27 protein-coding genes are annotated in these 25507 nt (G+C 61.7%); 8 read left to right on the forward strand and 19 right to left on the reverse strand.

Going from position 1 to position 25507, the window contains the following annotated elements; translation table 11 throughout:
• Positions 1-18 precede the first annotated feature (18 nt).
• From NCT04_RS30390 to NCT04_RS30405, 4 genes are all read right to left on the reverse strand, one after another.
• Positions 19-747, reverse strand: a complete 729-nt coding sequence (locus NCT04_RS30390; protein ID WP_250469591.1) for an SDR family oxidoreductase — start codon at positions 745-747, stop codon at positions 19-21.
• A 113-nt stretch (positions 748-860) separates the two neighbouring features.
• Complete coding sequence (locus tag NCT04_RS30395) at positions 861-4127, reverse strand: bifunctional diguanylate cyclase/phosphodiesterase (protein WP_250469592.1); 3267 nt, start codon at positions 4125-4127, stop codon at positions 861-863.
• Positions 4128-4140: 13 nt separating this feature from the next.
• Positions 4141-4578: a type 2 periplasmic-binding domain-containing protein gene (locus NCT04_RS30400; RefSeq protein ID WP_244831575.1), complete on the reverse strand. Its 438-nt coding sequence runs from the start codon at positions 4576-4578 to the stop codon at positions 4141-4143.
• 10 nt (positions 4579-4588) lie between these two features.
• Complete coding sequence (locus NCT04_RS30405) at positions 4589-5599, reverse strand: hypothetical protein (RefSeq protein WP_244831576.1); 1011 nt, start codon at positions 5597-5599, stop codon at positions 4589-4591.
• A gap of 390 nt (positions 5600-5989) precedes the next feature.
• Here NCT04_RS30405 and NCT04_RS30410 point away from each other — a divergent pair, with 390 nt between their 5' ends.
• The gene (locus NCT04_RS30410; RefSeq protein ID WP_250469593.1) at positions 5990-6268 is read left to right on the forward strand and encodes a hypothetical protein; all 279 of its coding nucleotides are present in this window, start codon (positions 5990-5992) and stop codon (positions 6266-6268) included.
• Positions 6269-6511: 243 nt separating this feature from the next.
• Here NCT04_RS30410 and NCT04_RS30415 read toward each other — a convergent pair whose 3' ends face one another.
• From NCT04_RS30415 to NCT04_RS30460, 10 genes are all read right to left on the reverse strand, one after another.
• Complete coding sequence (locus NCT04_RS30415; protein WP_244831589.1) at positions 6512-6853, reverse strand: hypothetical protein; 342 nt, start codon at positions 6851-6853, stop codon at positions 6512-6514.
• A gap of 69 nt (positions 6854-6922) precedes the next feature.
• Positions 6923-7801 carry a type 2 periplasmic-binding domain-containing protein gene (locus NCT04_RS30420; RefSeq protein WP_250469594.1) on the reverse strand — a complete coding sequence of 293 codons (879 nt, stop codon included), beginning with the start codon at positions 7799-7801 and terminating at the stop codon, positions 6923-6925.
• Positions 7794-8549 carry an ABC transporter permease gene (locus NCT04_RS30425; protein WP_244831955.1) on the reverse strand — a complete coding sequence of 252 codons (756 nt, stop codon included), beginning with the start codon at positions 8547-8549 and terminating at the stop codon, positions 7794-7796. Before NCT04_RS30425 ends, NCT04_RS30420 begins: the two co-directional genes overlap by 8 nt.
• A gap of 109 nt (positions 8550-8658) precedes the next feature.
• Positions 8659-9489, reverse strand: coding sequence for an ABC transporter ATP-binding protein (locus NCT04_RS30430; protein WP_250469595.1), 831 nt, complete (start codon positions 9487-9489; stop codon positions 8659-8661).
• Positions 9486-10568: an ABC transporter substrate-binding protein gene (locus tag NCT04_RS30435; protein ID WP_250469596.1), complete on the reverse strand. Its 1083-nt coding sequence runs from the start codon at positions 10566-10568 to the stop codon at positions 9486-9488. The genes NCT04_RS30430 and NCT04_RS30435 overlap by 4 nt, the downstream gene beginning before the upstream one ends.
• A gap of 134 nt (positions 10569-10702) precedes the next feature.
• Entirely contained in the window at positions 10703-10963 is a 261-nt protein-coding gene (locus NCT04_RS30440; protein WP_250469597.1) for a DUF3072 domain-containing protein, read from the reverse strand.
• Positions 10964-11020: 57 nt separating this feature from the next.
• The gene (locus tag NCT04_RS30445; protein ID WP_250469598.1) at positions 11021-12064 is read right to left on the reverse strand and encodes a Gfo/Idh/MocA family protein; all 1044 of its coding nucleotides are present in this window, start codon (positions 12062-12064) and stop codon (positions 11021-11023) included.
• A 20-nt stretch (positions 12065-12084) separates the two neighbouring features.
• Positions 12085-12987 carry an alpha/beta fold hydrolase gene (locus tag NCT04_RS30450; protein WP_250469599.1) on the reverse strand — a complete coding sequence of 301 codons (903 nt, stop codon included), beginning with the start codon at positions 12985-12987 and terminating at the stop codon, positions 12085-12087.
• Between the two features lie 3 nt (positions 12988-12990).
• Positions 12991-13893 carry a shikimate dehydrogenase family protein gene (locus tag NCT04_RS30455; RefSeq protein WP_250469600.1) on the reverse strand — a complete coding sequence of 301 codons (903 nt, stop codon included), beginning with the start codon at positions 13891-13893 and terminating at the stop codon, positions 12991-12993.
• Positions 13890-15320, reverse strand: coding sequence for an MFS transporter (locus NCT04_RS30460; protein ID WP_250469601.1), 1431 nt, complete (start codon positions 15318-15320; stop codon positions 13890-13892). The genes NCT04_RS30455 and NCT04_RS30460 overlap by 4 nt, the downstream gene beginning before the upstream one ends.
• A gap of 215 nt (positions 15321-15535) precedes the next feature.
• On the opposite strand from NCT04_RS30460, the gene NCT04_RS30465 reads away from it, so the two are divergent.
• From NCT04_RS30465 to NCT04_RS30480, 4 genes are read left to right on the forward strand one after another with little or no spacing between them, the layout of a single operon-like run.
• On the forward strand, positions 15536-16135 hold the full coding sequence (locus NCT04_RS30465; RefSeq protein ID WP_250469602.1) for a nuclear transport factor 2 family protein: 600 nt from the start codon (positions 15536-15538) through the stop codon (positions 16133-16135).
• Positions 16135-17214 (forward strand): maleylacetate reductase, encoded by a 1080-nt coding sequence (locus NCT04_RS30470; RefSeq protein ID WP_250469603.1) that lies wholly within the window; start codon positions 16135-16137, stop codon positions 17212-17214. Before NCT04_RS30465 ends, NCT04_RS30470 begins: the two co-directional genes overlap by 1 nt.
• A gap of 9 nt (positions 17215-17223) precedes the next feature.
• Positions 17224-18090: a dioxygenase family protein gene (locus tag NCT04_RS30475; protein ID WP_250469604.1), complete on the forward strand. Its 867-nt coding sequence runs from the start codon at positions 17224-17226 to the stop codon at positions 18088-18090.
• An 18-nt stretch (positions 18091-18108) separates the two neighbouring features.
• On the forward strand, positions 18109-18915 hold the full coding sequence (locus tag NCT04_RS30480) for a sugar phosphate isomerase/epimerase family protein (RefSeq protein WP_250469605.1): 807 nt from the start codon (positions 18109-18111) through the stop codon (positions 18913-18915).
• 2 nt (positions 18916-18917) lie between these two features.
• Here the strand turns inward: NCT04_RS30480 and NCT04_RS30485 are convergent, their stop codons facing one another.
• Both NCT04_RS30485 and NCT04_RS30490 read right to left on the reverse strand, forming a co-directional pair.
• On the reverse strand, positions 18918-19748 hold the full coding sequence (locus NCT04_RS30485; protein WP_250469606.1) for an IclR family transcriptional regulator: 831 nt from the start codon (positions 19746-19748) through the stop codon (positions 18918-18920).
• Positions 19749-19800: 52 nt separating this feature from the next.
• On the reverse strand, positions 19801-20709 hold the full coding sequence (locus NCT04_RS30490) for an alpha/beta fold hydrolase (protein WP_502800714.1): 909 nt from the start codon (positions 20707-20709) through the stop codon (positions 19801-19803).
• Positions 20710-20796: 87 nt separating this feature from the next.
• Between NCT04_RS30490 and NCT04_RS30495 the strand changes: the two genes are divergently transcribed.
• The 3 genes from NCT04_RS30495 to NCT04_RS30505 all read left to right on the forward strand — a co-directional run bounded on the left by NCT04_RS30495 (position 20797) and on the right by NCT04_RS30505 (position 22889).
• The gene (locus NCT04_RS30495) at positions 20797-21183 is read left to right on the forward strand and encodes a MerR family transcriptional regulator (RefSeq protein WP_250469607.1); all 387 of its coding nucleotides are present in this window, start codon (positions 20797-20799) and stop codon (positions 21181-21183) included.
• A 65-nt stretch (positions 21184-21248) separates the two neighbouring features.
• Positions 21249-21716, forward strand: coding sequence for a cyanase (gene cynS, locus NCT04_RS30500; protein WP_244831632.1), 468 nt, complete (start codon positions 21249-21251; stop codon positions 21714-21716).
• A gap of 237 nt (positions 21717-21953) precedes the next feature.
• On the forward strand, positions 21954-22889 hold the full coding sequence (locus tag NCT04_RS30505) for a LysR family transcriptional regulator (RefSeq protein ID WP_250469608.1): 936 nt from the start codon (positions 21954-21956) through the stop codon (positions 22887-22889).
• A gap of 128 nt (positions 22890-23017) precedes the next feature.
• On the opposite strand, the gene NCT04_RS30510 is transcribed toward NCT04_RS30505, so the two are convergent.
• Genes NCT04_RS30510 through NCT04_RS30520 form a run of 3 tightly spaced genes read right to left on the reverse strand, consistent with a single transcriptional unit; the run spans position 23018 to position 25457 of the window.
• Positions 23018-24208, reverse strand: coding sequence for an NAD(P)/FAD-dependent oxidoreductase (locus NCT04_RS30510; RefSeq protein WP_250469609.1), 1191 nt, complete (start codon positions 24206-24208; stop codon positions 23018-23020).
• Positions 24205-24375, reverse strand: coding sequence for a rubredoxin (locus NCT04_RS30515; RefSeq protein ID WP_250469610.1), 171 nt, complete (start codon positions 24373-24375; stop codon positions 24205-24207). Before NCT04_RS30515 ends, NCT04_RS30510 begins: the two co-directional genes overlap by 4 nt.
• A gap of 26 nt (positions 24376-24401) precedes the next feature.
• A complete protein-coding gene (locus NCT04_RS30520) occupies positions 24402-25457 on the reverse strand; it encodes a Rieske 2Fe-2S domain-containing protein (RefSeq protein WP_250469611.1) in 1056 nt (351 codons plus the stop codon).
• Positions 25458-25507 lie beyond the last annotated feature (50 nt).

A 25507-nucleotide genomic window follows, 5' to 3' on the forward strand; every position in this document is an offset into this window, starting at 1 on the left:
ACGCGTCCGTTTCGCGCGTCATAAGTCGAAGTTCGTCGGCATCAGGATAACGTCGCGAATGGTCACGCCGCGCGGTCGTGTCAGCATGAAGAGAATGGCGTTTGCGACTTCGCTCGCGTCGAGCAAACTGCCCGACTCCTTCGCTTCCTTGAGCTTCTCTTCCGGCCAATCGGCCAGCAATGCGCTGATCACCGGCCCTGGCGAAACGGAGCCGACGCGAATGCCATGTTTGAACACCTGACGCCGCACGGTCTGGACGAAGCAGTTGATGGCCCATTTCGACGACGCATAAACCGGCTCCCACGGTGTCGGAAAATGAGCCGCGAGCGAACTCGTCACGACAATGTCGCCGGTGTTCCTGCCGATCATATGCGGCAGCACGTCGTGCACGTTCTTCATCACGACGTTGACATTGAGATTGAGCATGCGGTCGATGGCGCTCGTGTCGGCATCGACGAGATCGCCGCCCACGTAAGTGCCCGCGTTCGCATGCAGGATGTCGATTTGCCCCGCCATCTCGATGACACGCGGCGCGAGCGTCGCGCAGGCCTTGGGGTCGAGAAGGTCGATGACGAGCGCGCGCGCCCCATCGCCGCGTTCGGCGCAGAGCTTCGTCAGTGCCGCTTCGTCGCGGTCCACCAGCACGACGCGCGCCCCTGCCGCCAGCATTGCATCGGTGCTGGCAAGCCCAATGCCCGAGGCCGCGCCCGTCACCACGGCTACTTTGCCTTCCAGTTCTCTTGCCATATTCGTCGTCCTTGCGTTGACCGTCGTCGCGCGCCGATGAAACGCCGCGCATCAACGAACGATGATTGTGTAGGCCGGGAACACTGTCAAGACTAAAGTCGTTAGCGCCGCACTCAAGCCGCTTCGGCGGGCCACTCGAATGGCTGCAACAAGAGCGTCTTCAAGGCATCGGGCGTGAGCGGACGGCTGTATCGATACCCTTGAATCTCCGAACACGCGTTTTCCTGCAGGAACTTCAGCTGTTGCTCGCTCTCCACGCCTTCGGCGATCACGTTCAGATCGAGCTGGCGTCCGAGCGAAATCACGGCCATGACGATGGCGCGATCGTCGTCGCCGCCCGGCAACTCGCGCACGAACGACTGATCGATCTTCAGACGCGCTATCGGAAAATGCTTCAGCGCCGAGAGACTCGAATACCCGGTGCCGAAGTCGTCGATGGAAAGCTTCACGCCCATTTCCTGCAACCGGCACATGGTTGCGATGGCGCCATCGAGATCCTGCATGATGACGCTCTCGGTAATCTCGAGTTCGAGATACTGCGGATCGAGCCCGCTTTCATCGAGCGCATGCCGCACGCGTTCCACGAGTTCCTTTTGCAGAAACTGCCGCGCCGATACGTTCACCGCCACCGTCACCGGCGGCAGACCTTCGTCCTGCCACGCCTGATTTTGTCGGCAGGCCGCGTGTAACACCCAGTCGCCAATCGGCAGAATCAAACCCGTTTCTTCCGCAATCGGGATGAAGGTCGCGGGCGAAATCAGGCCTTCGGTCGGATGCTCCCAGCGCAGCAGCGTCTCCACACCGAATACGCGATGCGTCTCCAGATCCACCTGCGGCTGATACACGAGCCGGAACTCGTCGTTGGCAAGCGCGTGGCGCAACTGCTCCTGATAGCGCAGGCGTTCATGCACCTTCTGATTCATGTCCGCCGTGTAGGCCTGGTAATTGTTGCGGCCCATTTCCTTCGCGTGATACATCGCGGCGTCGGCGTTCATGAGGAGCGTGTCGGCGTCGCGGCCATCGTTCGGATAGCTCGCAAGCCCCATGCTGCAGCTCACCTGATAATGCTGTCCCTGCAATTCCGCAGGCTGCAAAATGGTCTGACGCAAGCGCTCGACCATGGCCGTGACGCCCGCGCCGCTCTGATCGTCTTCGAGCAACACGATCACGAATTCGTCGCCGCCCAGACGAACGACCGTGTCCGTGCTGCGCACCGATTGCACCATGCGCGAAGCGACCGTGCGCAGGAGATCGTCACCCGCGCGGTGGCCAAGGCTATCGTTGATGAGCTTGAAGTTATCGAGGTCGATAAATATCACCGTCACGCCGCGCCCATAACGCTCCGCCTGCAACAGCACCTGCTTGAGACGGTCGCTTAGAAGCGTGCGGTTGGGCAAACCGGTGAGCGCGTCGTGGTTCGCCATATGGCGAATGCGCTCCTCGGCCTCGCTGCGCTGAATCGCGATACCCGCAATGCGCGTCGACAGCGCAACCGCCTGCGATTCCGGCTCGCTCGGATAGTGCTTCTCCTGCATATACAGCGTGATGACGCCGAGCGCGGAACCGTCGTGCGAGAGCACGGGAAAGGCCCAGCACGACATGACGTCGGCGAGGCCGCAGCGCGCGAGTTCGCGGCTCAGGGCCTCGTCGCGCGCCACGTCGATCACGCATACCGTCTGACGCGTATGAATGGCCTTGCCGCTCAACAACGCATCTTCGTCGATACGCGACTGGCCAACCACTTCGCGGTATCGCTCCGACATGCTCGGCGCCGCGCCGACGCGCAGCCAGTTGCTCGTGCCGTCGCGCAGCAGCACCGCGCAGCGCGACCCGGGAATCTGCGTTTCGAGCACGCTCACCACGCGCACGAGCACTTCTTCGAGCGGCACGCTCTTCGCGATCATTTCGAGGATTCGGCTCTGCTCCTGCCTGCGCGCTTCCGACCGCTTGCGCGCGCTCAGATCGCGCACGATGGCAACGACGCCGTCTTCCACCGGCACCACTTGCCGATGCAGCCACAGCGTCTCGCCATCCGCGCGCCGATACTGCCATTCGTGCTCGCGCACCTGCAGCGTTTCGGCCACCTCGACGAACTCGTCGAAGACGCCGCCGTCGCGCGCGTCGACGAACGCTTCGTCGAGCGTGCTGCCAATCAACCGTTCGCGCGCCACGCCGAGAATCTCGACGCCGCGCCGGTTGGTGCCGGTCAGAATGAACTTCTCGATCTCGCCTGCCGGACCGCGCTCGTCGCGAAACACGAGGAACGCGTCGATGCTCGATTCGGATGCCGCGTAGTAAGTCTGTTGCGCGCGCCGTTCGCGTCGGCGGCTGACAGCGAGTTGCCAGCTCGAACGACTGAGAATGAACGCGATCACGATGACGCCGAGACTCAGCACGCTCGTCCAGATGAAGTCGGCGCGCCGGCGGCTGCGAAAATCGGCGAGTTGTTCGTCCTGGTCGAGACCGACGAGCGCAATCAGCGCGTAGCCGTTCAGTTCGCGCACGCTGGTATAGCGGTGTGCGTCGTTGTCCCACTCATGCACGACCGCGTTGCTGACCGGCGTATCGCGCACCGCGCGCAATGCCGCGTCGGGATAGCGTTGGCCCCACGAGACCGTATCGCCAATCTGCTGCGCACGCACGACGCCGTCCGCGCCCAACACCGCGAGCAGACCATGCTTGCCCATGCGCGCCGTGTCGTAGTTGCTCGTCAGATAACCGGGGTCGAGCGAGAGCATGACCGCGCCGCCGAAGTGTCCCGATGCATCGCGCAGACGGCGACTGAAGATGATCTCCGGCATGTCCGCGTGTTCAAAAGGCGCGACGAGACTCATGTACGGCGCGCGCGCGTCGTCCTGGCGCTGACGTTGCGCGATGAACCACGGCTCGTCGGCCACGCTGAGCGGCATGCCCGAGCGGTTCGACGCGGCGAGCTGACCGTTTGCATCGGCGATAGCGACGCGAAACACGATCGCGGACGGCAGAAGCCCCTGATCGTTGAGGCGCTTGAAGCTTGCGGCGCCGTTCGTCTCGTACGCGAACTGCACGGTCTTGAGCGTCTGGTCGATGGTCGCGAGATTGCGCACCAGTTGCGCTTCGTAGGTATCCGCGAGTTCACGGCCGAGTTCGCTCGCGGCGATTTCGGCGGCCATGCGTTGCGTGTGAACGAGTTGCAGCACGATCACCCAGATGATCGCCAGCAGAAAGACCGCGAATACCGGAATCATCACGTGCGCTTCGAGCGCGCGGCGCATGGCCCGGCGCAGCGAAGGCGGCAAGCGCGCTTCCTGGCTGTCGCCTTGCACGTGCGAAGGCCCGCGCGCCGCGTCCGGTTCGATCAGCCGCTTGATCGCGCGCATCTTGTCGATGTTGAAGATCATGAACGGGCGCGCTTCACGGACGCAGGCTGAGGACGACCTTCACGCTCGCGTCCACATCCTTGCGGTCGATGTAGGCGATGGCGGATGGACGCGCTTGCAGATAACGCTTGACCGCGGCTGCGTCGGCCATCTCGCGCGGCGGTTGCGCGCGGCCAGTGAAGATGAGCTTCGACCAATACGCGCGCAATTGCGACGCCGACTTGCCCGTGCAATCGCGATAGAAATCGGCGCGCAAGGGCGAGTCGTCAGGCAAGTCGAGCGGCACGGCTTCGTCGCCCGAGGGGAATGCGCCCACGCGACCGAGGAAGATATCCGCGATCTGACTTTCGTTGAGCGACGTGAGCGGACTTTTTGCCGATACGACGACCACGACATCCGCCATCGCCGATGACGTGCACATACAAAGGGCCGCGAAGAGCGACGCTGTTCCGATGAGTTTGAGGAGTGGCATGTCGGGCTCCTCAGAAGACGAAGTCGAGCGCGGCGCTGAAGACATTGCTTCCGCTTCCCAACTGATAGCCCGGCTGCTGATTGAGGAACGTGCCCGTCGAATTGGACGGCACCCAGACATGATCGAACTGCACCTTGAGGTCGATATTCTTGACGACATCCCAGCGCGCACCGATGGAAACATCGCGCTGGCCGTTGTTGTAGTTGGGAATGGCGGTGGGCCGGTTGAGCCCGTGCGACTGCGCGTAGGTCGCGAAAAACGTGGCCTTCGCGTAGCGCACGCCGCCCGTGACGTAGCCGCTGATATAGCCAGGCGTCACCTGCTCGACCGTCACGCGTGCAAGTTCGGCCTGCACGAACCACGCGCCTGGATCGTAGGCGGCGGCGATGCTGTAGACGTTCACGGGTTGGTCGGCGAGGAATGGGAGCTTGACCGACGCGTGCTGATAACCGACGTGACCCGTGAAGTTGCCGATCTCCACGGTATCGTCGAAGGCGAGAATGTTTTTGCCCTCGGTGCGGAATGCGCCGGGGTTCACGTGAAAGACCGAGTAGCCGTAGACGAAGCGCACCGTGTTGGAGATGCCGCGCGCCGCGATGCGATAAGCAACGTCGGCGCCGTCGCTATTGGTGAGCGGTTGCGTGTTGTACATCTCGACCGGCAAACGCACCCACGGAAACGCGTAACCGACGTTGCGATATTCCGAGTTCAGAAAGGTGGGCAACTCGATACGGCCCACGCGCACGCTGAAGTCGGGCGTGAACGCGTACTTGACGTTCGCCCATTCGAGGCGCGGCTTGAAGGTGTTGTCGTATTCATGCTGCGAGATCACCTGCACGACGGCCGAGAGCTTGTCCGTGAGGCGCGCGCTCAGTTGCAAGCCGATCTTCGAATCGTTCTCGAAGTCGTACTTGCGTGATGCACCCGCGCCGTTCGGTTCGAGCGGACTGCTCACATAGTCGGCGGTATCGAGAGACGAATGCGTCATGCCGAGCGTGCCGAAGCCGCTGAGCGTGAACATTTTGGGAGCATCGTCGGCGCGCGCGGTCATCGAGGCGAAAACGCCTCCGAGAAGAACCGCGACGCGTGCGATGCGTGCCAGCCGGTGTTCGAAAAAGATCATGTGACGAGCGACGAAGGCTTCTGATGGATGGACTCAGTTAAGCCTCCTTTAACGGCACGGATGGGTGCGGCTTTATCGTTTTCGAGCGACGATTTCGCTTGGGAATAGGGGATTTTCAGGGATTCGGCGGATGTCGAATTTTCGTTCAGCATCTCCCGCAGGCCAGTCGGTAAGGCTTGCTGGACAAGCGGTTCAACGGTTTGCCTGCACCACTGCGTTCGTTTGGCATGAGTGCATCCGCACGATGCTAACCTTGCCCCATGCAACTCATCCGCGAAGGGAATGACGATGAACCGCACCGAGTACGAACAAGCCCTCGCCCAACTGGTTGGCGCCGCCGAACTCGTCGTCTCTGGAATGCCTGAAGACCAGAAGATGAGCGCGTTCCAGTCGCTCGCGTTCTTTCGTTTGCGGCAGCATCGACTGATAGAAACGACTACACCGCTGATCTCGAACGACGAGCTTTTCAAAGACTCCGCGATGGCCGCGCTGACGATGGCAGGCCGCAAGGAATTTCTCGCGGCCGCCGCGCTTCTGGAGCAGGCGCGCTCGTTGATGTCGAATTAGGGCAACGCAGACGCATCGGGCCTGCCGAGCGCGCAACTTCGTACCCGGCCTGACGGCGCTAAAAAAACAAAAAGCGCCGTGCGCGAGGAGAAGCGCACGGCGCGGAAATCGCTCGTCCCGGGGGTGGAAGAGCGTGGCAACAGAATGAATTCTAGCTACGTCCAGGAAATTCGAAGTCCCGATAAACGGACGAATTTCCCCGTAATTCCCGGAATCGGCACGGCAGCGGCATTTTTTGCCTGGTCAGGGGCACGGGCCTTCGCTCTCCTTTCCCGGCATCGGGCGGTTGGCTGCGGGCTGATCGCGGAAATGATCCGGAAACGCCTTGCCGATTAGCGCGTCGTAGTCGGCGGGGTCCGAGGAAACAATGGCATGGAGCATCTTGATGAACGCGTTGCCATCGGCGAGATTTTCGACGATGACACGTGCCGTACGCAGTGAAATGGCTTCCTCAAGTGGCTTTTCGTTGCCGTCTTCCAGCAGAAAGCGGAAGCGGTGGATCTCGGCGGCGGAGCCATGCGGCTCCTCGTGCGAAACAATCGTGGCTTTCATAATCGATGACAGGTAGATCCAGGCATCGAGCATTCAGCAAAAACCGCTCCTTACAAGGCTGGGCGGGCGCGACGAGGCGACCGCCGCCCCTTTGTCGACTCTTCAATGGCAATACAAATCGTTCTGTGCGTTGAACATTTCGAACGCAAGGCGAGTGGCCTGATCCTGCCGCACGGTGGTGAACCAGCGCTCGCGCCGCCACCCGTTCACCGTCCGTTCGATGAACGCCGCGCTCGCGATATCGCCGCCGCGCGATGCGATGAACGCCGGCGCGGGCGCAACCGCGCCCGGCAGCGTCCGGTAGTACGACCAGTCGGCTTGCTTGAGGAGCGCGCGCACGACGAGTTCGTCGTCCACGAGCGCGGCGCACTCTCCCGCCTGAAACGCGAGCAATGCGTCAAGCGGCCTGTCGAAGCTCTGCAATGCCGCCCGATACCGATGCGCGGCGCGCGCCGCAAACGGACTTTCGCGCGACGCGCAGATCGAGCGGCCTTCGAGATCGCGCCAGTCCTGAATGTTGCCGTGCCGAAGAACGAGCGCAACGCCTCGCCCCGAAGCGTAGTTGCCGGGCGCAAAGGCAACGGACGCATCCGGCGAAAACGCCAGCCCGGCGATGGCGACATCCGCGCGACCGTCTTGCACGGCGTGGCGCGCATCGGCTTGTTCGGCTAACACGAGTTCGACGGGCAGTCCGGCGCGGCGCCCGAGTGCCTCGGCGAGCGCGGCGGAGTATGCCTCGGGTGCGCGCACGGAACGGTCGACGTGGCCGACGGTCAGGATAGGCGCGGGTTGGGACGGCACGGCGACGATCAGCTTGCCGCGTGCAAAGGCGGCGGCGAACGGCCGGTCATCGGCGAGTGAATTGCGCCAGCTTGCGCTCAAGGGCGACAACAGGAACGCGGCGAATAACGCGACTGCCGCAAGCGGCATCCACAGCCGCCAGCCGCCTTCATGCGACGCCGCTTGTCCGGCTCTAGCCATTCTGTGCGAGGCCCACACGCCAGCGCAGCAAACGCCGTTCGAGCAGTGAGAGGCTCTTGTTGATCAGAAGGCCGAACAGCGCGAGCAGCACGATGCCCGCATACATGTCGGGAATCTGGAACGTCTCCTGAGAGTTGAGCGTGTAGAAACCGAGACCCGAGCGCGCGCCGATCATCTCTGCCGCGACGAGCGCCGTGATGCTGTAGGCGCCCGCGAGCCGGATACCGGTCAGTATCTCGGGCAACGCGGCGGGCAACACGACCTTGGTGAAGATGAAGCCTTGCCCCGCACCCATGGAACGCGCGCAATCGATGAACACGCGTTCGACTTGCTTCACACCAGAGATGGTGTTGAGCAGCACGGGCCAGAACGCCGCCCATACGATGATCGCGATCTTCGACGATTCACCGATCCCGAGAAAGAGCATGAACACCGGAAAGAGCGCGAACGCGGACACTTGCCGCAGCAGTTGATAAAGCGGATCGACAATGCGCTCTGCGCGCCGGAACCACCCGAGCGCGAATCCACACACCACGCCGCCGACAACGGCCAGCAAGAGCCCGCTAAGCGAGCGCAGCGCGCTTGCGCCGAGGTGCTTCCACACTTCGCCGCTATCGACGAGATGCGCGATGGCAACCGCCACTTGCGAAGGCGGACTCAGATACGCCGTGCTCACGACACCGAGCCGCGGCAACAACTCCCACAGCAGCACGAAGACGATAAGCGCGATGGATCGTTCGAAGGCCATGGAAAGCCGAATGCTCCGCCGCGGCGCGGCCGTGCGAACCCTGGGCGATTGTGCCGTTTGCGGCGTTTGCGGCGCGATCAGGCCCGGCAGCTTGCGGATGGTGTTTTGCTCAGGCACGGAATGCCCCCGTGTTCAGTTCATCGTGCTGCTCGCGCGACGGAACAAGCGCTTCGCCGAGTTCCAGACTCAGGCTTGCCCATGCACGCTGCCGCAACGCCATGAAAGCGGCGGAATGGCGCAAAGAGGCATCGCGCGGACGCGGCAAGTCGATATCGATAATTTCCTTCACGCGGCCCGGCCCGCGTCCCATGATGGCCACGCGATCCGCGAGAAAAATCGCCTCGTCGATGCTGTGCGTGACGAACACGACCGTCTTTGCACTTTGCTCCCAGATGGCGAGCAACTCCTGCTGCAACGACTCGCGGGTTTGCGCATCGAGCGCGCCGAAGGGTTCGTCCATCAACAGTATCTCGGGACCATAAGCCAACACGCGCGCAATGGCCACACGCTGGCGCATGCCGCCCGATAGCTGATGCGGATAGTGATCGGCGAAGTCGAGCAGCCCGACGAGACGCAAAAAACGTTCGGCTTCGCTGCGTCGTTGCACGGCTTTCACGCCGCGAATCTCGAGCCCTGTCTCAACGTTCTTGCGCACCGTGCGCCACGGAAAGAGCGCGTAGCCCTGAAACACGACGCCAAGCTTTTGCCGCGCGGCGCTGACAGGTTCGCCATCCACGGTAATCTCGCCCGCTGTCTGCGGCACGAGGCCGGCAAGAATGCTCAGGAACGTCGACTTGCCGCAACCGCTCGGTCCGAGCACGGCGAGAAACTCTCCCTCGCGCACGCTCAGATCGAAGTTATCGAGCACCGTGAGGCTCGAACCTGTCGCCTCGTTTTCATAAGTGAGGCCGAGGCCACGCGCGACGATCTTCCCGCTCATGACGGATTGCCCTGCGCATGCGTGCTGGCGCTCGCTTGCGACGACTTGCCAGCGTACGGGTTGTAGTCGTTCGTGTAGACATCCTTGACTGCAACCTTGCCCTTCGGGATCTTGCCGGCCTGTTCGAGAATGTCGATGTAGTACTGGATCGGCGGCTCGGTTACGACGAGGTCCTTCACATAGGCATAACGCTCGACCAGCTTCACGTCGATACCCAACCGCTCCGCCGTAAGCTGGCGCGCTTCGTCAGGGTGCGCGTTGACCCAGTTCCCCGCCTTCGCAATAGCCGTGACGAAGTCCTTCACCGCTTGCGGATGCGCCCGCGCAAACGCGCCATTCACGCTATACGGCGCCATTCCGCCGAGGCCACCGTCTTCGTCCCAATCGCTCCATAACTTGTGCAATTGCGGATCGGCTTCCGCCGCGCCGGAAAACGGCGGGTGAATGATGGCGATATCCACGTTCTTCGTTACGAGCGCCTGCTGCGACTGATTGTCGGGCACGACGAGCCAATTCACCTTCGAGACATCCACGCCATGCTGCGACAAGTACTTCTTCGTCACGAACTCCGCGCATGCGCCGAAGCTGTTGAACGCCACCGTCTTGCCTTCGAAGTCCTTTGGTCCGCGAATACCCGAATCGGCGCGCGAAAAATACTTCATGTGCGGTGCATCGGGCAGCGTCTCGCCGCCAGCCGAGACCACCTTGATGTCCGCGCCGCTCGCAATGGCCGAGATGACGAGCGGCACCATGCGCGTGCCGAAGTCGATCTCGCCCGTGCCGACGAGCGGAATGATCTGCGGTGCGGAGATTTTGCCGACGTACTTGGGCCGTGTGCTCGTGTTCTCGAAGTAGCCGAGCTTGTCGGCGAGATAGACGAGGTCGAACGCGGGGTTGTCGGGATACTTGAAGTAGGTGATTTCCTGCGTCGCCGACTTGTCTACCAATGCCGACGAGCTCTGTACTTTCTCGGTGTCCGGCTTGCAGCCGCTTTGCAGAACGAGTACGGCAGCCGCGCAAGCCGCGAAGAGAATCTTTCCGGCGCGACGGGGCCGGCGGTGCAAAAGGGACGCCATCATGATTTCCGCTGGGAGAGCACGGTTAGAGGCGGCGCTGGATTCAAACCAGCACCGTACTCCGCGATTCTCACTCAGCAGTCACGACGCGCAAACCAACAAAACATGCTTTGTTTAGATGGCAGCGTTCGAATACTTCAAGACTTTTGGCCGCGCCCCGTCTTCGCTTGCAATTCTTCGATCTTGAGTGAGGCATCCGCTTTCGTCAGCGACGGGTCGAACTCTTCTTTCGCTTCCTCGGAAAGCGTCTTCAAATAGGAAGCCTGCGCGCCCGTCATCTTTTCGTCCCCCGTAACCCAATCGCTCGGGTCTTTTTCGGCATTCGATGTCGGGTGCGATTTCGGGTCGTCGGACGGGCCGGCTTGTGCATTGATATCGTCGATGGTTTTATCGTTCATGGCGCAATCCTCTTGGCGTGGTGACATATAGAGGTCTGGCGCAAGGAGCGTGCCGCATCAGGTCACGTTCAGTTCGATCAGGCGCCCCAGCCGCGCCGATTCCTCCACGGCGAGCGTTGCCGCAAGCGTGCGTGCGGCGTCGTGTCCGTCTATGACGGGACGCACCGAACCTCTCACGACATCGACGAAATGTTCGAGCTGGTTTGCATACGTGTTCTCCTCGGGCACGGCAAGGCGCGCATCGTGAATAGGCTGGTCGCGTCCCTTCGCGCCTTGATACGACCACATCGTCAGGTCCGGCATGGTGACCGCGCCGTTCGTGCCCGCGAAAAAATGCGTGGGCACGGGACGATAAGCGAAGAGTTCACGGTCCTCGCCCGCTGCCGTGTCCCAGCCCCAAGGCGTCGCGGTCGTGTCGGAGAGACTGATGTTGGCAAGCGCGCCATTCGCGAGTCGCAGCGTGCAGGCCGCCGAGTCTTCCACGTCGAAACCGCGCACCTTGTTCGACGATACCGCCTGCACCGACACGATCTCGCCGCAGATGAACCGCAGCAAGTCGATCTCGTGAATCAGGTTGATGAGAATAGGACCGCCGCCTGGCTGTCTGCGCCACGGCACGTTGAAGTAGTCATCGGGCTTGTACAACAGGCACATGATGTTCGCCATGACGAGCGTGCCGATCTTTCCGCTTGCCACGGCTTCCTTCGCTGCACGCACTACCGGATTGTGCCGCCGATGATGCCCGACGAGCATGGCAACGCCCGCTTCCTTGGATGCATCCGCAAGCGCGTTTGCAGATTCGAGATCGTCTGCAATGGGCTTTTCCATCAGCACGGGAATTTTTCGTTCGATAAACGCGATTCCCACTTCGAGATGGGTGTGATTGGGCGTGCACACGATAGCCGCGTCGATACGTTCGTGCTTCAGCAACTCGCGGTAATCGGCATAAAGCGGCACGGACAACGACGCCGCATAACTCGCCGACCCGGGCGATGGATCGGCGATAGCCACGAGCCTGCACGACTCGTTACGCGCGATCTCCTGAACGTGACGCCGGCCAATCACGCCCGCGCCGATAACGGCTATTCCAATCTTCTCCATGTATCCAACCTTATGATCTATCACGATGAGGTGTGTTGCCGAAGGAACGGCACGAGGTCATGCAAGACTTCCTCGTGCGATTCTTCCGGTTGCAAATGGCCGCCGCCGATGCCGCGTCCGCTGACTTCATCGGCCCATGCGCGCCAGATTTCGATTGGCGTATGAGCCTGCCCTTTACGCTCTTCCAGGCTCCAGAGAACCATGACGGGACACACGAGCTTGCGGCCCGCCGCACGATCCGCGCTGTCGTGCGCCGAGTCTTCATCGGCTGCCGCGCGATAGTCCTCGCACATTGCATGGCGCACGTCCGGGTTGCGAAAGGCGCGGCGATAGGCATCGAGTGCGTCGCTATCCATGCGTTCGAGGCCGCCTGCCATCTTGCCGAGCGCGCGTTCAATGAAGGCGTCGGGATCGGCGGCAAGCATGCGTTCAGGCAAGTCAGCCGGCTGCGCGAGAAAGAACCAGTGCCAAGCGTTGACGGCGAAGGCTTTATTCACGGATGCGAACGCGTCGATGGTCGGCACCACCGTCAACGAGGCATACGCCGCCACACGCTCGGGATGATCCAGCGCCAGCCGATAACCCGCGCGCGCGCCGCGATCGTGTCCGACGACAGCGAAGCGCTCATGACCGAGTGCGCTCATGAGTTCGACGAGTGCGTGCGCCACGCGCCGCTTGGTCCAGCGTTGTTCGTGCGCGAGCGTGACACTTGCGCCATAGCCGGGCAAGTCGGGCGCAATCACCGTGTAGAAGCGCGCAAGCACAGGCGCGATATAACGCCAGACGAAATGCGTCTGCGGATAGCCGTGCAACAACAACACAGGTGGGCCAGAGCCGCCAATCATGCCGTTGAAGTGCACATCGCCCGCCGTGACATCCAGCTTCGAAAATCCTTCGAACCATTCATTCGCAGCTTGATTCATGGCTCATCCTTGCAGTGACTTGCCGTTCCAGTCGAACGATGCAGGCAAGCCAAAGAAGGACGCGGAAATGGGCATCGCGTAGTTCATCATGTTGCGTCCGTGATGAACCTTCAGACCGTGTGCCTGAGCCGCCTTTAACAGAGCCGTCATGCGCGGTTCCATGATTACATCGGCGACGACTGCGTGCGGTGCAAGTTCATCCAGCGCGAAGGGCAATGGGTCATGCGCATGCAAGCCAACGGGCGTTGCATTAATGGCGAGATCGATACCGCGCATATCCGGCGTGCCGGCTTCGATGCGCGCATCGCTGACCGAGGCGATGGCATCGGCCAATTCGCGCGCACGCTCGGTGTCGATGTCGAAGATAGTCAGGCTCGCGATTTTCTCCAGCCCGACCGACCAGCCGATACTGCGCCCCACTCCACCGCAGCCATGCATATAGACGTGCGCGCCTTCCAGACGCACGCCATCCGCCTGCAGGCCCGCGACGAAGCCCGCGCCATCCACGTTGTCGCCTTCCCATCCGCCATCCGCGCAGCGCCGCAGCAGATTGATCGAGCCGATGCGCTCGGCGCGCTCCGTGAGCGTATCGGCATGACGCATGGCGGCCACTTTATGCGGCATGGTGAAGATGACGCCGTCCACGTTCGCAATGGCCTTGGTGCCGGCGAGCGCGGCATCGAAGTGCGCGCTATCGACATCGGCGGGCAGCATCAGCGCGTTGATGCCGTAGCGCTTCATCAACGTGCTCCACACGACAGGGGCGCGCACATGCGCAATCGGCGAGCCGAAGATATGGAAGAGGCGCGTGAGCGCGTCGGCGGGTGCATCGAGCCTCAGTCTTTCCTCGGTCAAACCGGATGATGTCGTCGTCATTGCCTTCTCTTGTGTGTCGAACGCCGTCATGCGCCGCGCTCCTGTCCGCTTAGCGGCTTCGCCGTATTGGCGCGCTCTTGCGTCGCTTCTTCGCGCAGGCGTTCGTATTCGTGTTTGGGGACCGGCACCGCATCGCGCCGGCCAAGATCGTTCATATGGATGCGATACGTCTCGCGCGCCGAGTATGTCGCCAACGCGGACAACACCGTGATGCCGAACGTGATACCGCCAACGATCAGCCAGATGTTTTGCGAGCCGGGCGGCGCGACCGTCGTGAACAGCGCCGGCAGCAGCGCCGAAATGGCGACGCCTACGTTCTGCGAAATGGCCATCGACGTCACGCGCATGCGCGTTGGAAAGAGCTCGGGATAGAAGCTCGGATACACCGCGTTTTGCCCCTGATACACGAGGCCCCACATCAGTATCGACAAAACGATGGCGAGCGTCACGCTATGAATGCTGATGGCATAGAGATACGCAAACGAAAGCAGCCCGGAACCGACCGACCCGACGATGATCGGCAGCCTTCTGCCCACTCTGTCCGACAGACGTCCCCAGTAAGGAATGACAATCATGGCAGCGACATTGCCGAGCACCGGAATCCACAGATAAAGGCTCTTGCTGAAGCCGATGCCATAGGCCTGCTGCACCGCATACGCGCCGCCGAAGATGGTCGTGACCACGGGAATGACGTTCATGATCGACATGCACATCACGCGCAGCATGTCGTCCCAGCAATGCCTGAACGCGAGCTTGACGGGCGCATGCGGCACCGCGCCACGCTCGCCTTCCTGCGCGAACGCGGGCGTCTCGCGCACCTTGCGTCGAATGAAGTAACCGGCGACCAACACGAGCGCGCTCATCAGGAACGGCACGCGCCAGCCCCATGAATTGAAGGCGTCCTCGCGCATGAAGTGACTCAGCGGCAGAAACACGGCGGCCGCGAGCAATTGCCCGGCGGTGACGCCTTGCATGCCGAAGCTGCCGTAATAACCGCGCCGCCCGAACGGTGCGTGTTCGAGAATCATGGAACTCGCGCCCGAGATTTCGCCCGCCACCGCAAAGCCTTGAACGAGCCGCAGCATGACGAGCAACGCGGGCGCCCACAAGCCGACCTGATCGTAAGTGGGCAGGAACGCGACGGCCATCGTCGAGAAGCCCATCAGAAACATGCAGACGAGCAGGACCGACTTACGACCGTGCGTATCGCCCCAATGCCCGAGCACGACCGCGCCGATAGGACGCGCAACGTAGCCGATGCCGTAAGTCGCGAGCGACGCGGCAATCGCCACCTTGGGATCGCCCTTCGGAAAGAAGATCTGCGGAAAGATCAGCGCCGCGGCCTGCGCGTAAATGAAGAAGTCGTAGTACTCGAGCGCCGAACCGATCCAGCCGCTCGCGGCCGCCAGTTTCGACTGATGCCGTCCGTGCGGCTCATGGTCTGCTGCGTTGGACATCGATGTCTCCATTGGTGATGTAGGTGCGTTCTCATCCGTATTTTCGTTCCATCTTAGAAACTCACATCGAAAACTGTCAACGCGTTTTCACGCACAATTCCCGTATGAGAACAAACTAGGGATAGTCCCTACAAAGCCCAGATAACGCTTGACGGCACGGCCTGCGCTCACTCACCATGGAAACCACTTTCCATATGAGAACACGAGGTCACACAATGAACGAGACACTGCTGGAACGGCTGGCAATACGCGAGGCAATCGAAAATTGGGCCGTGTGGCGCGACGCGGGCGACTGGGAACGCTTCGCCACGCTCTGGCATCCCGAGGGTGTGATGATGGCCACTTGGTTTCAAGGCACGGGGCCGGAATTCATCCGCGTGACGCAAGAAGGCTGGGCGCGCGGCGTCAGTATTCTTCACTTCCTCGGCGGCACGGCTATCGATCTCGAGGGCACACGTGCCATTGCGCAGACGAAGATGACCATCTCGCAGCGCGGCGAGGTCGAAGGTCATCGCTGCGATGTCGTCTGCACCGGGCGCTTCTATGACTTCTACGAGAAATTGGACGGCAAGTGGCTCTTGCGCCTGCGTCAGCCTATCTACGAGAAAGACCGTCTGGACCCCGTCGAAACGGGTGTGCGGCTCGAACTCGATCCCGAGATACTCGGGCTCTTTCCCGAGGGTTACCGGCATCTCGCGTATATTCAGACGAAGATCGGCTACAAGGTAAAGCGCGACATGCCGGGACTAACAGGTCCCGCGGTCGAAGCGCTTTATGCGCGTGGCCGTGCGTGGCTCGATACAGGCACGCTGTGATGAACGCCGTGGCAACAGAGTTCGTTTATAACGCGTTGCCCGCCCGCGTGATCTTCGGTGCGGGCCGGCGCTCGGAGACGGCCGCCGAAGCCGCACGGCTCGACTGTACACGTCCACTCATCGTGACGACGCGCGAACAGGCCGCATTGGGCGATGCCATCGCGCAGCAGTTCGATCCGGAATCGACACACCGTTTCGCCGATGCCACCATGCACACGCCCTGGGACGTCACGGCGCGCGCCTTGCAAGCCGTAGACCGCGCGCACGCCGACTGTGTGATCGCAATTGGCGGCGGCTCGGCGGTCGGTCTGTCCAAGGCCATTGCATTGCAGACGGACCTGCCGCAGATCGTGCTGCCTACCACGTATGCGGGCTCCGAAGTCACGCCGATCATCGGCGAGACGCGTGACGGCGAGAAACGCACACAGCGCACGCTCAAGGTGCTGCCCGAAATCGTCATCTACGATGTCGAGCTGACCTTGAGTCTTCCCGTTGCGATGAGCGCGGCAAGCGGGCTCAACGCCGTCGCGCATGCGGTCGAGGCGCTCTATGCCATGGACGGCAATCCGATCACATCGCTGATGGCGGAAGAAGGTATCGCGTCGCTGGCGGCGGCGTTACCCGAAGTGGCGCGCGCGCCCGAATCGATCGACGCAAGACGCACCGCGCAATATGGCGCGTGGTTGTGCGGCACGTGTCTGGCTTCGGTCGGCATGGGTCTGCATCACAAGATCTGCCATGTGCTTGGCGGCGCATTCGATCTGCCGCACGCGCAGACCCATGCCATCATGATCGCGCATGTCGCCGCTTTCAACGCCGATGCCGCCGCGCCCGCAATGAAGCGCATTGCCCGCGCATTGAACGCGGAGCATGCGTGGACCGGTCTCCACGATCTCGCGGCATCGCTTGGCGTGCCGCGTTCGCTCGAAGCGATCGGCATGCCTGAAGCGGGCATCGATCACGCAATCGACCTCGTCACGCGCAACGCCTATGCAAATCCGCGCGCGCCCGAAAGCCGACCGCTTCGCGCCATGCTCGAACGCGCATGGAAAGGCCTACCGCCCGCGCTGGTCGAATAAGGACACTCGATGCGAAATTTCAACGAAGACAACATCACGCAAGCCGTGCTCGAACGCTTGAGCGGTTGCGAGAACGAACGGACACTGCAAATTAGCGAGGCACTCGTCCGGCATCTGCATGCGTTCGTGAAAGAGATCGAACCGACCGAAGCGGAATGGGCTGGCGCTATCGACTTTCTCACGCGCACGGGCCAAATGTGTTCGGAGACGCGCCAGGAATTCATCCTCCTCTCCGATACGCTTGGCGTGTCCATGCTCGTCGATGCGCTCAATCATCGCTTCACGGGCAACGCCACCGAGACCACCGTGCTCGGGCCGTTCTATGTCGAAGAGGCGCGCGATCTTCCGTTAGGCGCGAACATTTCGCATGCATCGGACGGGCCGGCGATGATCGTGGAAGGCAGTGTGTCGGATCAACATGGCGAGCCGATTGCGGGCGCGCTCATCGAGACATGGCACGCGGACGATCACGGCTTCTACGACGTACAACGCGAGGCGGGCCTGACCGCGCTCGACATGCGCGCCCGTTTTCACGCCGATGAAAATGGACGTTTCTGGTTCCGTTCGATCGTGCCCGCCTTCTATCCGATTCCGAACGATGGCCCTGTAGGCAAGATGCTCGATGCGCAAAGGCGGCATCCTTACCGGCCGGCACATGTGCATTTCAAGGTCAGCGCGCCGGGCTTCGAAACTATCGTCACGCACGTGTTTCTTGAAGGCGACCGCTATCTGGATTCGGATGTCGTGTTCGGCGTGAAGGATGGCCTGATCGCGCGACTCGACACGATAGAAGGCAGCATGAGCCCGGCCGGACATGAAGTCACGCCGGGCACGGCCCTCCTTGCTTACCCCTTTGTTCTGCCCGCAAAGCGCTAAAGACTCACGAATACGACAATGCATAAACTGTCCTTGCATCACCTCACCATGCTGAATGCGCATCCGCTGCAACTCGTCGATGCCGCGCACGCCGGTGGCTTCGACCATTACGGCTTGCGCGTCGTGGCGCCCACGGCTGCGGATAGCATCGTCGATGTCGCGGGCAATCCGGCGCTCATCCGCGAGCTCGCCGCGCGCATGGAAGCGACGGGTGTTCGCCTGCTCGATATCGAAGCCATCTGGCTGCAAGAGAGCACGAACATAGACCTTCTCTTACCCGCGCTCGAAGCGGGGCATCGGCTTGGCGCGAAGCATGTGCTTACCGTTGGCTTCGATCAGGACCGCGAGCGTCTCATGCGCAATTTTCGGGCGCTGTGCGAAGCGGCTGCACGCTTCGAGATGACGGTAGGCCTGGAGTTGATCACGTATTGCGCCATCGGCACGCTGGACGATGCGCTCGCCACCATCCAGGCAAGCGGTCAGCCGAACGCGCGGCTTTTGATTGATGCCTTGCAGTACTTCCGCTCGGGCGCGAAGGTTGAGGACATCGATAGTATCGACCCCGCGCTTATCGAATACATGCAGATTTGCGATGGACCGCGTGCCTCGCCGGTTGCGGTGGCCGACCGGCGAACCGAAGCACGCACCGCGCGTTTGCTTCCCGGCGATGGCGAACTTCCGTTGCACGATGTGCTGGTTAAGCTGCCCGCCGACCTGACGCTCGCCGTCGAAGCGCCCACGCTCGCATTGCGCGGACAACCATTCGATGAGCAAGCACGCACGATCATGTCGAGCATGAAGCGCTTCCTTGCAAAAGCGCAGTAACTCTATTCCGCGAGATATTGACGCTGGATGCGCACCGCGGATGCCTTGAGTATCGCTATCGACCGCTCCCCGATTTCCGGCGAGTAACGCACGGCTGGTATCGCGAGATTGAGCGAACCGAGCGGGAACCCGGTGGACGACAAAATGGGCACGCCAAGACCCACGATGCCCGGCGTGAATTCTTCAAGCGAATGAGCGAAGCCGTTTGCACGCACGGATTCCAGCTCGTTCAGCAAGGCTTTCTTGGTGCCGATGGTGTTCTTCGTGAAGCGCTCGAACGACACCGAGCGCATGTATTCGGCGCGCATGACATCGGGCAGGAAGGCGAGTATTGCCTTGCCGCCCGATACCGCATACAAGGGCGCGAGATCGCCGAGCCGCATATGCGATTGCAGGCGCTGCTGACTCACGACCGTTGCAACGACTTCGACCTGCTCGCCCTTGAGTTGATTGAGCGCGCACGATTCCGCCGTTTGCTGCGTAATATCGCCGAGGACCGGCTCGGCGCATGCAATCAAACTGCGCAACTGATTCGACTGCTGCGCGAGTTTCAGAATGGCATCGCCCAGCCGATACCCCTTCGTTTCAGGCACGAAACGCAGATAGCCGCGATCCGTCAGATTGCGGATGAGCTTGGTGAGACTGCTCTTGGGAATGTCGAGCGCCTCGGCAATCTCCGCATGCGACATCTCGCGGCCCCAGCGCGCGAGCAACTCGAAGAGATCGAGTGTGCGGTCCGCCGACTTGACCGTGCTGCTGGCTTCGATTTCCTCACGACGCATGCGCTGCTCCTCGTTCATATAGAGGAACATTTTAACTGCGCCGTGCTTCATGTCAACAATCCGCACCGTATAGTGCAGATTTTTATTCACGAGTGGGAACTTTTCATTTACCCGATACGGAATCGACGAACGCACCAAGATCGTTATCGAATCGCTTCGGCTCCTCGATGAAAGGCGCATGGCCCGACTTCGCATACAGCACGCTCCGCAACTTCGGGTTGATCTGACGCGCCCGCGCGATAGCCGGTTGCGCCTTGACGAGCGCATCGCGCGCGCCGTAGATCAGCAGCACCGGAACATGCGCCTGACCGAGACCATCGGCGGCGGCTACGCTCATCGACTGAACGGCAGCCTGCATGTCCCACGAAGCCATCGCGGCATTGGCGAGCAGGCGCTCGAACGTGACCTTGTCCGGCTGCGTGTCGAAGCAAAGCCTCAGGAAGGTGCGCTCGCCGTCGAGATGCGTCTTGAGATCGGCCGATGTCATGTCGCGATAGACATCGGGATGCGCCACGATCTGCTCGGGCGTAAGCTCGATCACACCATCCACATACACGGCGCCCGCGATCTTGCCGTCACCATAGGCCGCCAGATAGTTCGAGATGACCGCGCCGCCAAGCGACCAGCCAACGAGCACCGGCTTCCTTGCATGCGACGTTTCGATGACTGTTGCAAGATCGTCGGCCCAGCGGCGGCCGTCGGTATAGGCATCGGCATTCGTGGGCTTCCCTGAGCGACCGTGGCCGCGCATGTCGTAAGTGATGAGACGGTAGCCCTTCAGTCGCGCGCTTTTCACCTGCGCATCCCAGTTCAGGCGGCTGCCCAGCAGTCCATGAATCAGCACGACGGCGGGGCCGTCCGGGTTGCCGGATTCCTGCACGGCGAGCGCGACGCCATCCGGTGCATTGACGGTATAACTTTTTTCTTCCGCGAACGCAGCGGACGATACGGCGCTCAACGCGCCCGTCGCGATCAACGTGGAAACAAGGTAACGAACCATGCGAAAAGACACGATGACACTCCTCATTCATTCGAAAGTCCTGAGTGTCGCGCCTCACACTAATGTCAGGGTCAAGCGAAAAAGTGCTAGTCTTTTTGCATGACACGATCCGCTGAACACACGCTACTGACTATAGGCGAGCTATCTCGCGAAACCGGCGCGAGCGTTCGTTCGATTCGCCACTACGACGAGCATGGCCTGCTTACTTCGGTTCGCGCGAGCAACGGCTATCGCGTGTTCCCGCACGCGGCCATCTCTCAGGTGAAGCAGATACAGCGCATGATCGCGACCGGCTTCAGCCTCGCCGATATCCTCGCGTTTCCCGACTGCATGCGCCTGGTCGAAGGCGCGGTGACGTGTCCGGAGACCACCGCATTACAACGCGAACGCCTGGTGTCGATAGAGCGTCAGATCGCCGATCTGGAACGGCGCCGCGCGCGTCTGCTCAAAACCTTGAACGAAGGCGTCGTGCCGCCGCTGGATTGAGCTTTTTTGCCGTGGTCAACTGTCGGCTTGTTCAACCGACCGGCCATCCGGGCAAAGGAGTCGTCATGCAATCGCAGATTTCGCAGTTGTCGCGTTCCACGCTGACCGAACATATCGTCGATGCCAAGGCGCGCAAGGGACTCACCTACGCCGAACTCGCGGAAGGAACGAGCCTCAGCGTGCCCTACGTGACAGCCGCGCTTCTCGGCCAGCACCCGTTGCCGGAGCAAGCGGCAAAGAGCGTGGCGGACAAACTCGAACTCGGCGACGACGCCGCCGCGCTGCTTCAGACCATTCCCCTGCGCGGCAGCATTCCGGGCAACGTGCCGACGGACCCGACCATCTACCGCTTTTATGAAATGGTGCAGGTGTATGGCACGACGTTGAAGGCGCTCGTGCACGAGCAATTCGGCGACGGAATTATCAGTGCGATCAACTTTCGTATCGACATCAAGAAGGTGGAAGATTCCGAAGGCGGATCACGCGCCGTGATCACGCTCGACGGCAAGTTCCTGCCGTACAAGCCGTTCTGATCCTTCACGTCATGGCGCTGGCGCGTTGTGCACACAGCGGCGCGCCTTGCATAACCCTGCGACCATTCTCACCATAAACGCGGTGCCATGAGTCAGACGGCACAAGGCTTTCGCGGCGACATACGCGTTTGCCCCAGCGTTGACCTGCGCTATATCCGTCCGTATATTTTGCGCAGCCGGGCGCCATAACGAATCACAAGATCGCCCGCGCATCCCCCATGTCAAAGGTGACGCCGCATGATGTCCAGGGAAAGCATCGACTCCCATATGATCCGCGTTCTGCATACGCTCCTCACGGAGTCGAGCGTCTCGGGCGCCGCCAAGCTGCTCGGGCAATCGCAGCCGACTGTGAGCATTGCGCTGCGCAGGCTGCGTGAAATGACGGGTGATCCGCTTCTAGTGCGCAGCGGCAGCCGCATGGTGCCGACGAGTCATGCGCTCACGCTGATCGAGCCTGCCGCGCAGGCGCTCAGTCATATCGACGCGATCCTTCATCCCAACACCGAATTCGATCCGGCGTCGAGCAACTGCACGTTTCGAATCGGCTCGCCGGATTATCTCGATGTGTTCTTCGTGCCCGCCGTGATCGACGCGTTCCATCAAGCCGCGCCATCCGCGAAGCTCGAATTCAAGCACCTCATGATGGTCGATGGCGGCTACGAAAACGGCCTCGAAACAGGCTTGCTCGATCTCGTGATCGGCAACTGGCGCACGCCGCCCGCGCATCTGCATCTGCAACCGCTGTGTCAGGACGAACTGGTTTGCCTGATGCGCGCGAATCATCCGGTCAAGCCGGGCGAACTCACGAAGGACGCCTTCGAGAAAGCCGAGCATCTCGCTGTCACGACCTACAACACGACCGCGTGGGGCACCATCGATACGGAACTCGCGCGCAACGGTCTTACGCGCACGGTCACGACCACGCTGCCTTACTTCGGCATGGCGCCCTATGTGCTCGTGCGCTCGGACCTCATCTTCACGACGACACGCGCGCTCGCTTCCCACTACGCGCGCCTCTTGCCTTTGAAGATGGAGCCGATTCCCGGCGCAACGCCCGCACTCACGTATTACCAGTTATGGCATGAGAGAACGCATCGCAGCGCGACCACGCGATGGCTTCGCCGCCTCGTCACGAACGTTGCGCGCAAGCTCGCGGTCACGCCCGATGCATAGCACCATGAAAAACGACGCCGCAAGCTTTTGGCTGCGGCGTCGAAACGTCTACCGTGCGGCATCGAAGCGACAGGTTCTTCAAGCCACCGGCAAGCGCGACGCTGGTCGGTCAGAGGCAAGCTGCGTCGTTATCGTTGTAGAGCGGACTCGAAACTTCCCGATGTCATCGCCTTGAGAAGCGCGGCCTTGGCTGGCGTGGCCGAACCCAGCAAGGCGAATCCGAGTGGCCGGCCATCGGCGGCATGTTCGCAAAGCGCGTGCAGACCGTCGAGCGATTCGTCGGATACGTTGCTTGCATAGCGCCATGTTCCGGTTTCGTCGGGCAGCACGACTACCGTTGGAGATGCGGGCGCTTTAACCGTCACCGGCATGATCGGAAACGCGACGCGCGTTGCCTCGCCCGCGAGCGTGCGGGCAAGCGCGCGTGCTGCGTGCATGATCGGCAACACATACGGCTGCACTTTTCCTTCGATAGCCGCGCAATCGCCGAGTGCGTAAATATCGGCCGCACTCGTGCGGCAATAGGCGTCCGTACGTATGCCGCCTTCTATCGCGATGCCCGCTTGTTCCGCGAGCTGCGTGCGCGGCGCGAGACCTATCGCCGATAACACGACGTCGGCATCGATCGCCTCGCCATCGGAAAGCGTGAGCGCGTAGCCGCGTTCCGCGCGATTCACCGTTGCCACCGAACGCCCGAGACGCAGCCGCACGCCATGTCGTTCGAGAGCTTGTGCAAACGCATGACCCGCGCGTTCGGGCAGCAGCCGTGACAGCGGCGTGGCCGCGGGATCGATCAGCGTGACCTTGTAATTCGCGAGCGCGAGATCGTTGGCGAACTCGCAGCCGATCAGGCCCGCGCCGAGCAGCGCGACCGACTGCGCGCCTTCGAGCCGCTTTCTGAAGCGCACGTAGTCGTCGAGCGAGTTCACCGACAGCACGTCGCCTGCGCTATCGCCCGCGAGCGGAATGCGCCGCGCATCCGCGCCCAATGCGAGCACGAGCTTGCCGTAACGAAAAGATTGTCCATCGACGATGAGTTCGTGCGTATCCGCGAGAACGCGCTCCACCTTGCTGTGCGACAAAATGCTCGCGTTCAGCTGCGTGCCCATGGCGCGCGCATCGAAAGTGACGAGCGCGTGCGGCGCCTTGTTCATGGCAAGCGCGTTGGAAAGCGTCGGCTTCGAATAGAAGCTGCCGTCGTCCTCGCTGATGAGCGTGATGGGCACTTGCGCGTCGAGCTTGCGCAACTCCCGCGCCACCGTATAACCGGCGAGCCCCGTTCCCACGATAACGACCGGTAGACCCATATCGTGACTCATGCCGACACCTCCTGCATCTCGAAGTCCTGCTTGCCCGTGCCGCAATCGGGACAGAGCCAGTCGTCCGGCACGTCTTCCCAGCGCGTGTTGGCGGCAAGACCCGCTTCCGGCAAGCCCAGCGTTTCGTCATAGCGAAAGCCGCAGATCACGCATTCCCAGATTTTCATGATGCTCTCCGTTTCCGCCATGGCGATCAGCGGACGTACGCCTGACCAAGACCGATCTCGGCTAGCGCGCGGCGATATGCCCCCGAGGAACGATCCGCGAGAATCGGCGCTTCGGCGGCGCGGTCTATCGGCAGATCTTCGGGACATTGCAATTCGACGATCGCGCGATCTTCCTCGAACACCTGGCGATTGAACTCGTAGACGTCATCGAGCGGCAGATCCTTGTCGAAGTTGCGCGCAATCGGCACGAACAGACGCGTCAGACGCGCGGATACCGGGCTCGCGGCGTTGAGAATCGAGAGCCGGCCGCCTTCGGGAAAGAGCACAGTGAGACGTGCAAAGAACGGCACATCCACTTCGAAGATACGGCGCCACAAGAAGCCTTCGGGCGCACGATGCTGCATCGACTTCGGAAAGTTGCTGACGGTGCTGACATACTCCGCGCGCATGCCGTTGCCGCGCCGCTCGACCGTGTAGCTCGGCACCACGGGATTGCGCCGGTCCGCGAAGCTGCGATGATGAATCCACGCGAAATGCGCGACATCGATGAAGCCTTCCGTCTGACGTCCCGCGGATGCCTGGATGTCGATCGAAGGCGGCAAGATCTGCTGGAACCCTTCGCTGTTCCATGCAGGGAAATCGGGCAGCGCTTGCTCTCCACCGCCGAGCGACACCCAGATCAGGCCATAGGCTTCCTGCACCGCGTAAGTGGTCAGGCGCAGACGGTCGGGAATGGTGCCGCCTTCCTGCGACGGAATATGCTTGCACTTGCCGTCCGCACCGTATTCGAGGCCGTGATAAGGACACACGAGATGGCCGTTCTCGACCCAGCCTTGACTCAGCGGCGCGCCGCGATGCGGACACACATCGCGCGCGGCGACGAGTGCATCGTTCGCACGAAACACGACGAGCGGCTCATCGAGCAGCGTGACGCTCAACGGTTTGTCCGCAACCTGCGAGGCAAACGCGACCGGATGCCAGTATTGGCTGAGGATTTGCCAGTCGTGCGGATCGAAAGTGCAATTGCGTGGAAGATTGGGCGCGCGCTGAAACGTCAGCGGCGCGACGGTGGGGGTCGCCATTTTCGTGTCTCCAAGGAACTGGATCGTGTTGAAGCGGCCGGGATGGATTC

The organism is Caballeronia sp. GAFFF2 (assembly GCF_023631485.1).
Lineage (GTDB): Bacteria > Pseudomonadota > Gammaproteobacteria > Burkholderiales > Burkholderiaceae > Caballeronia.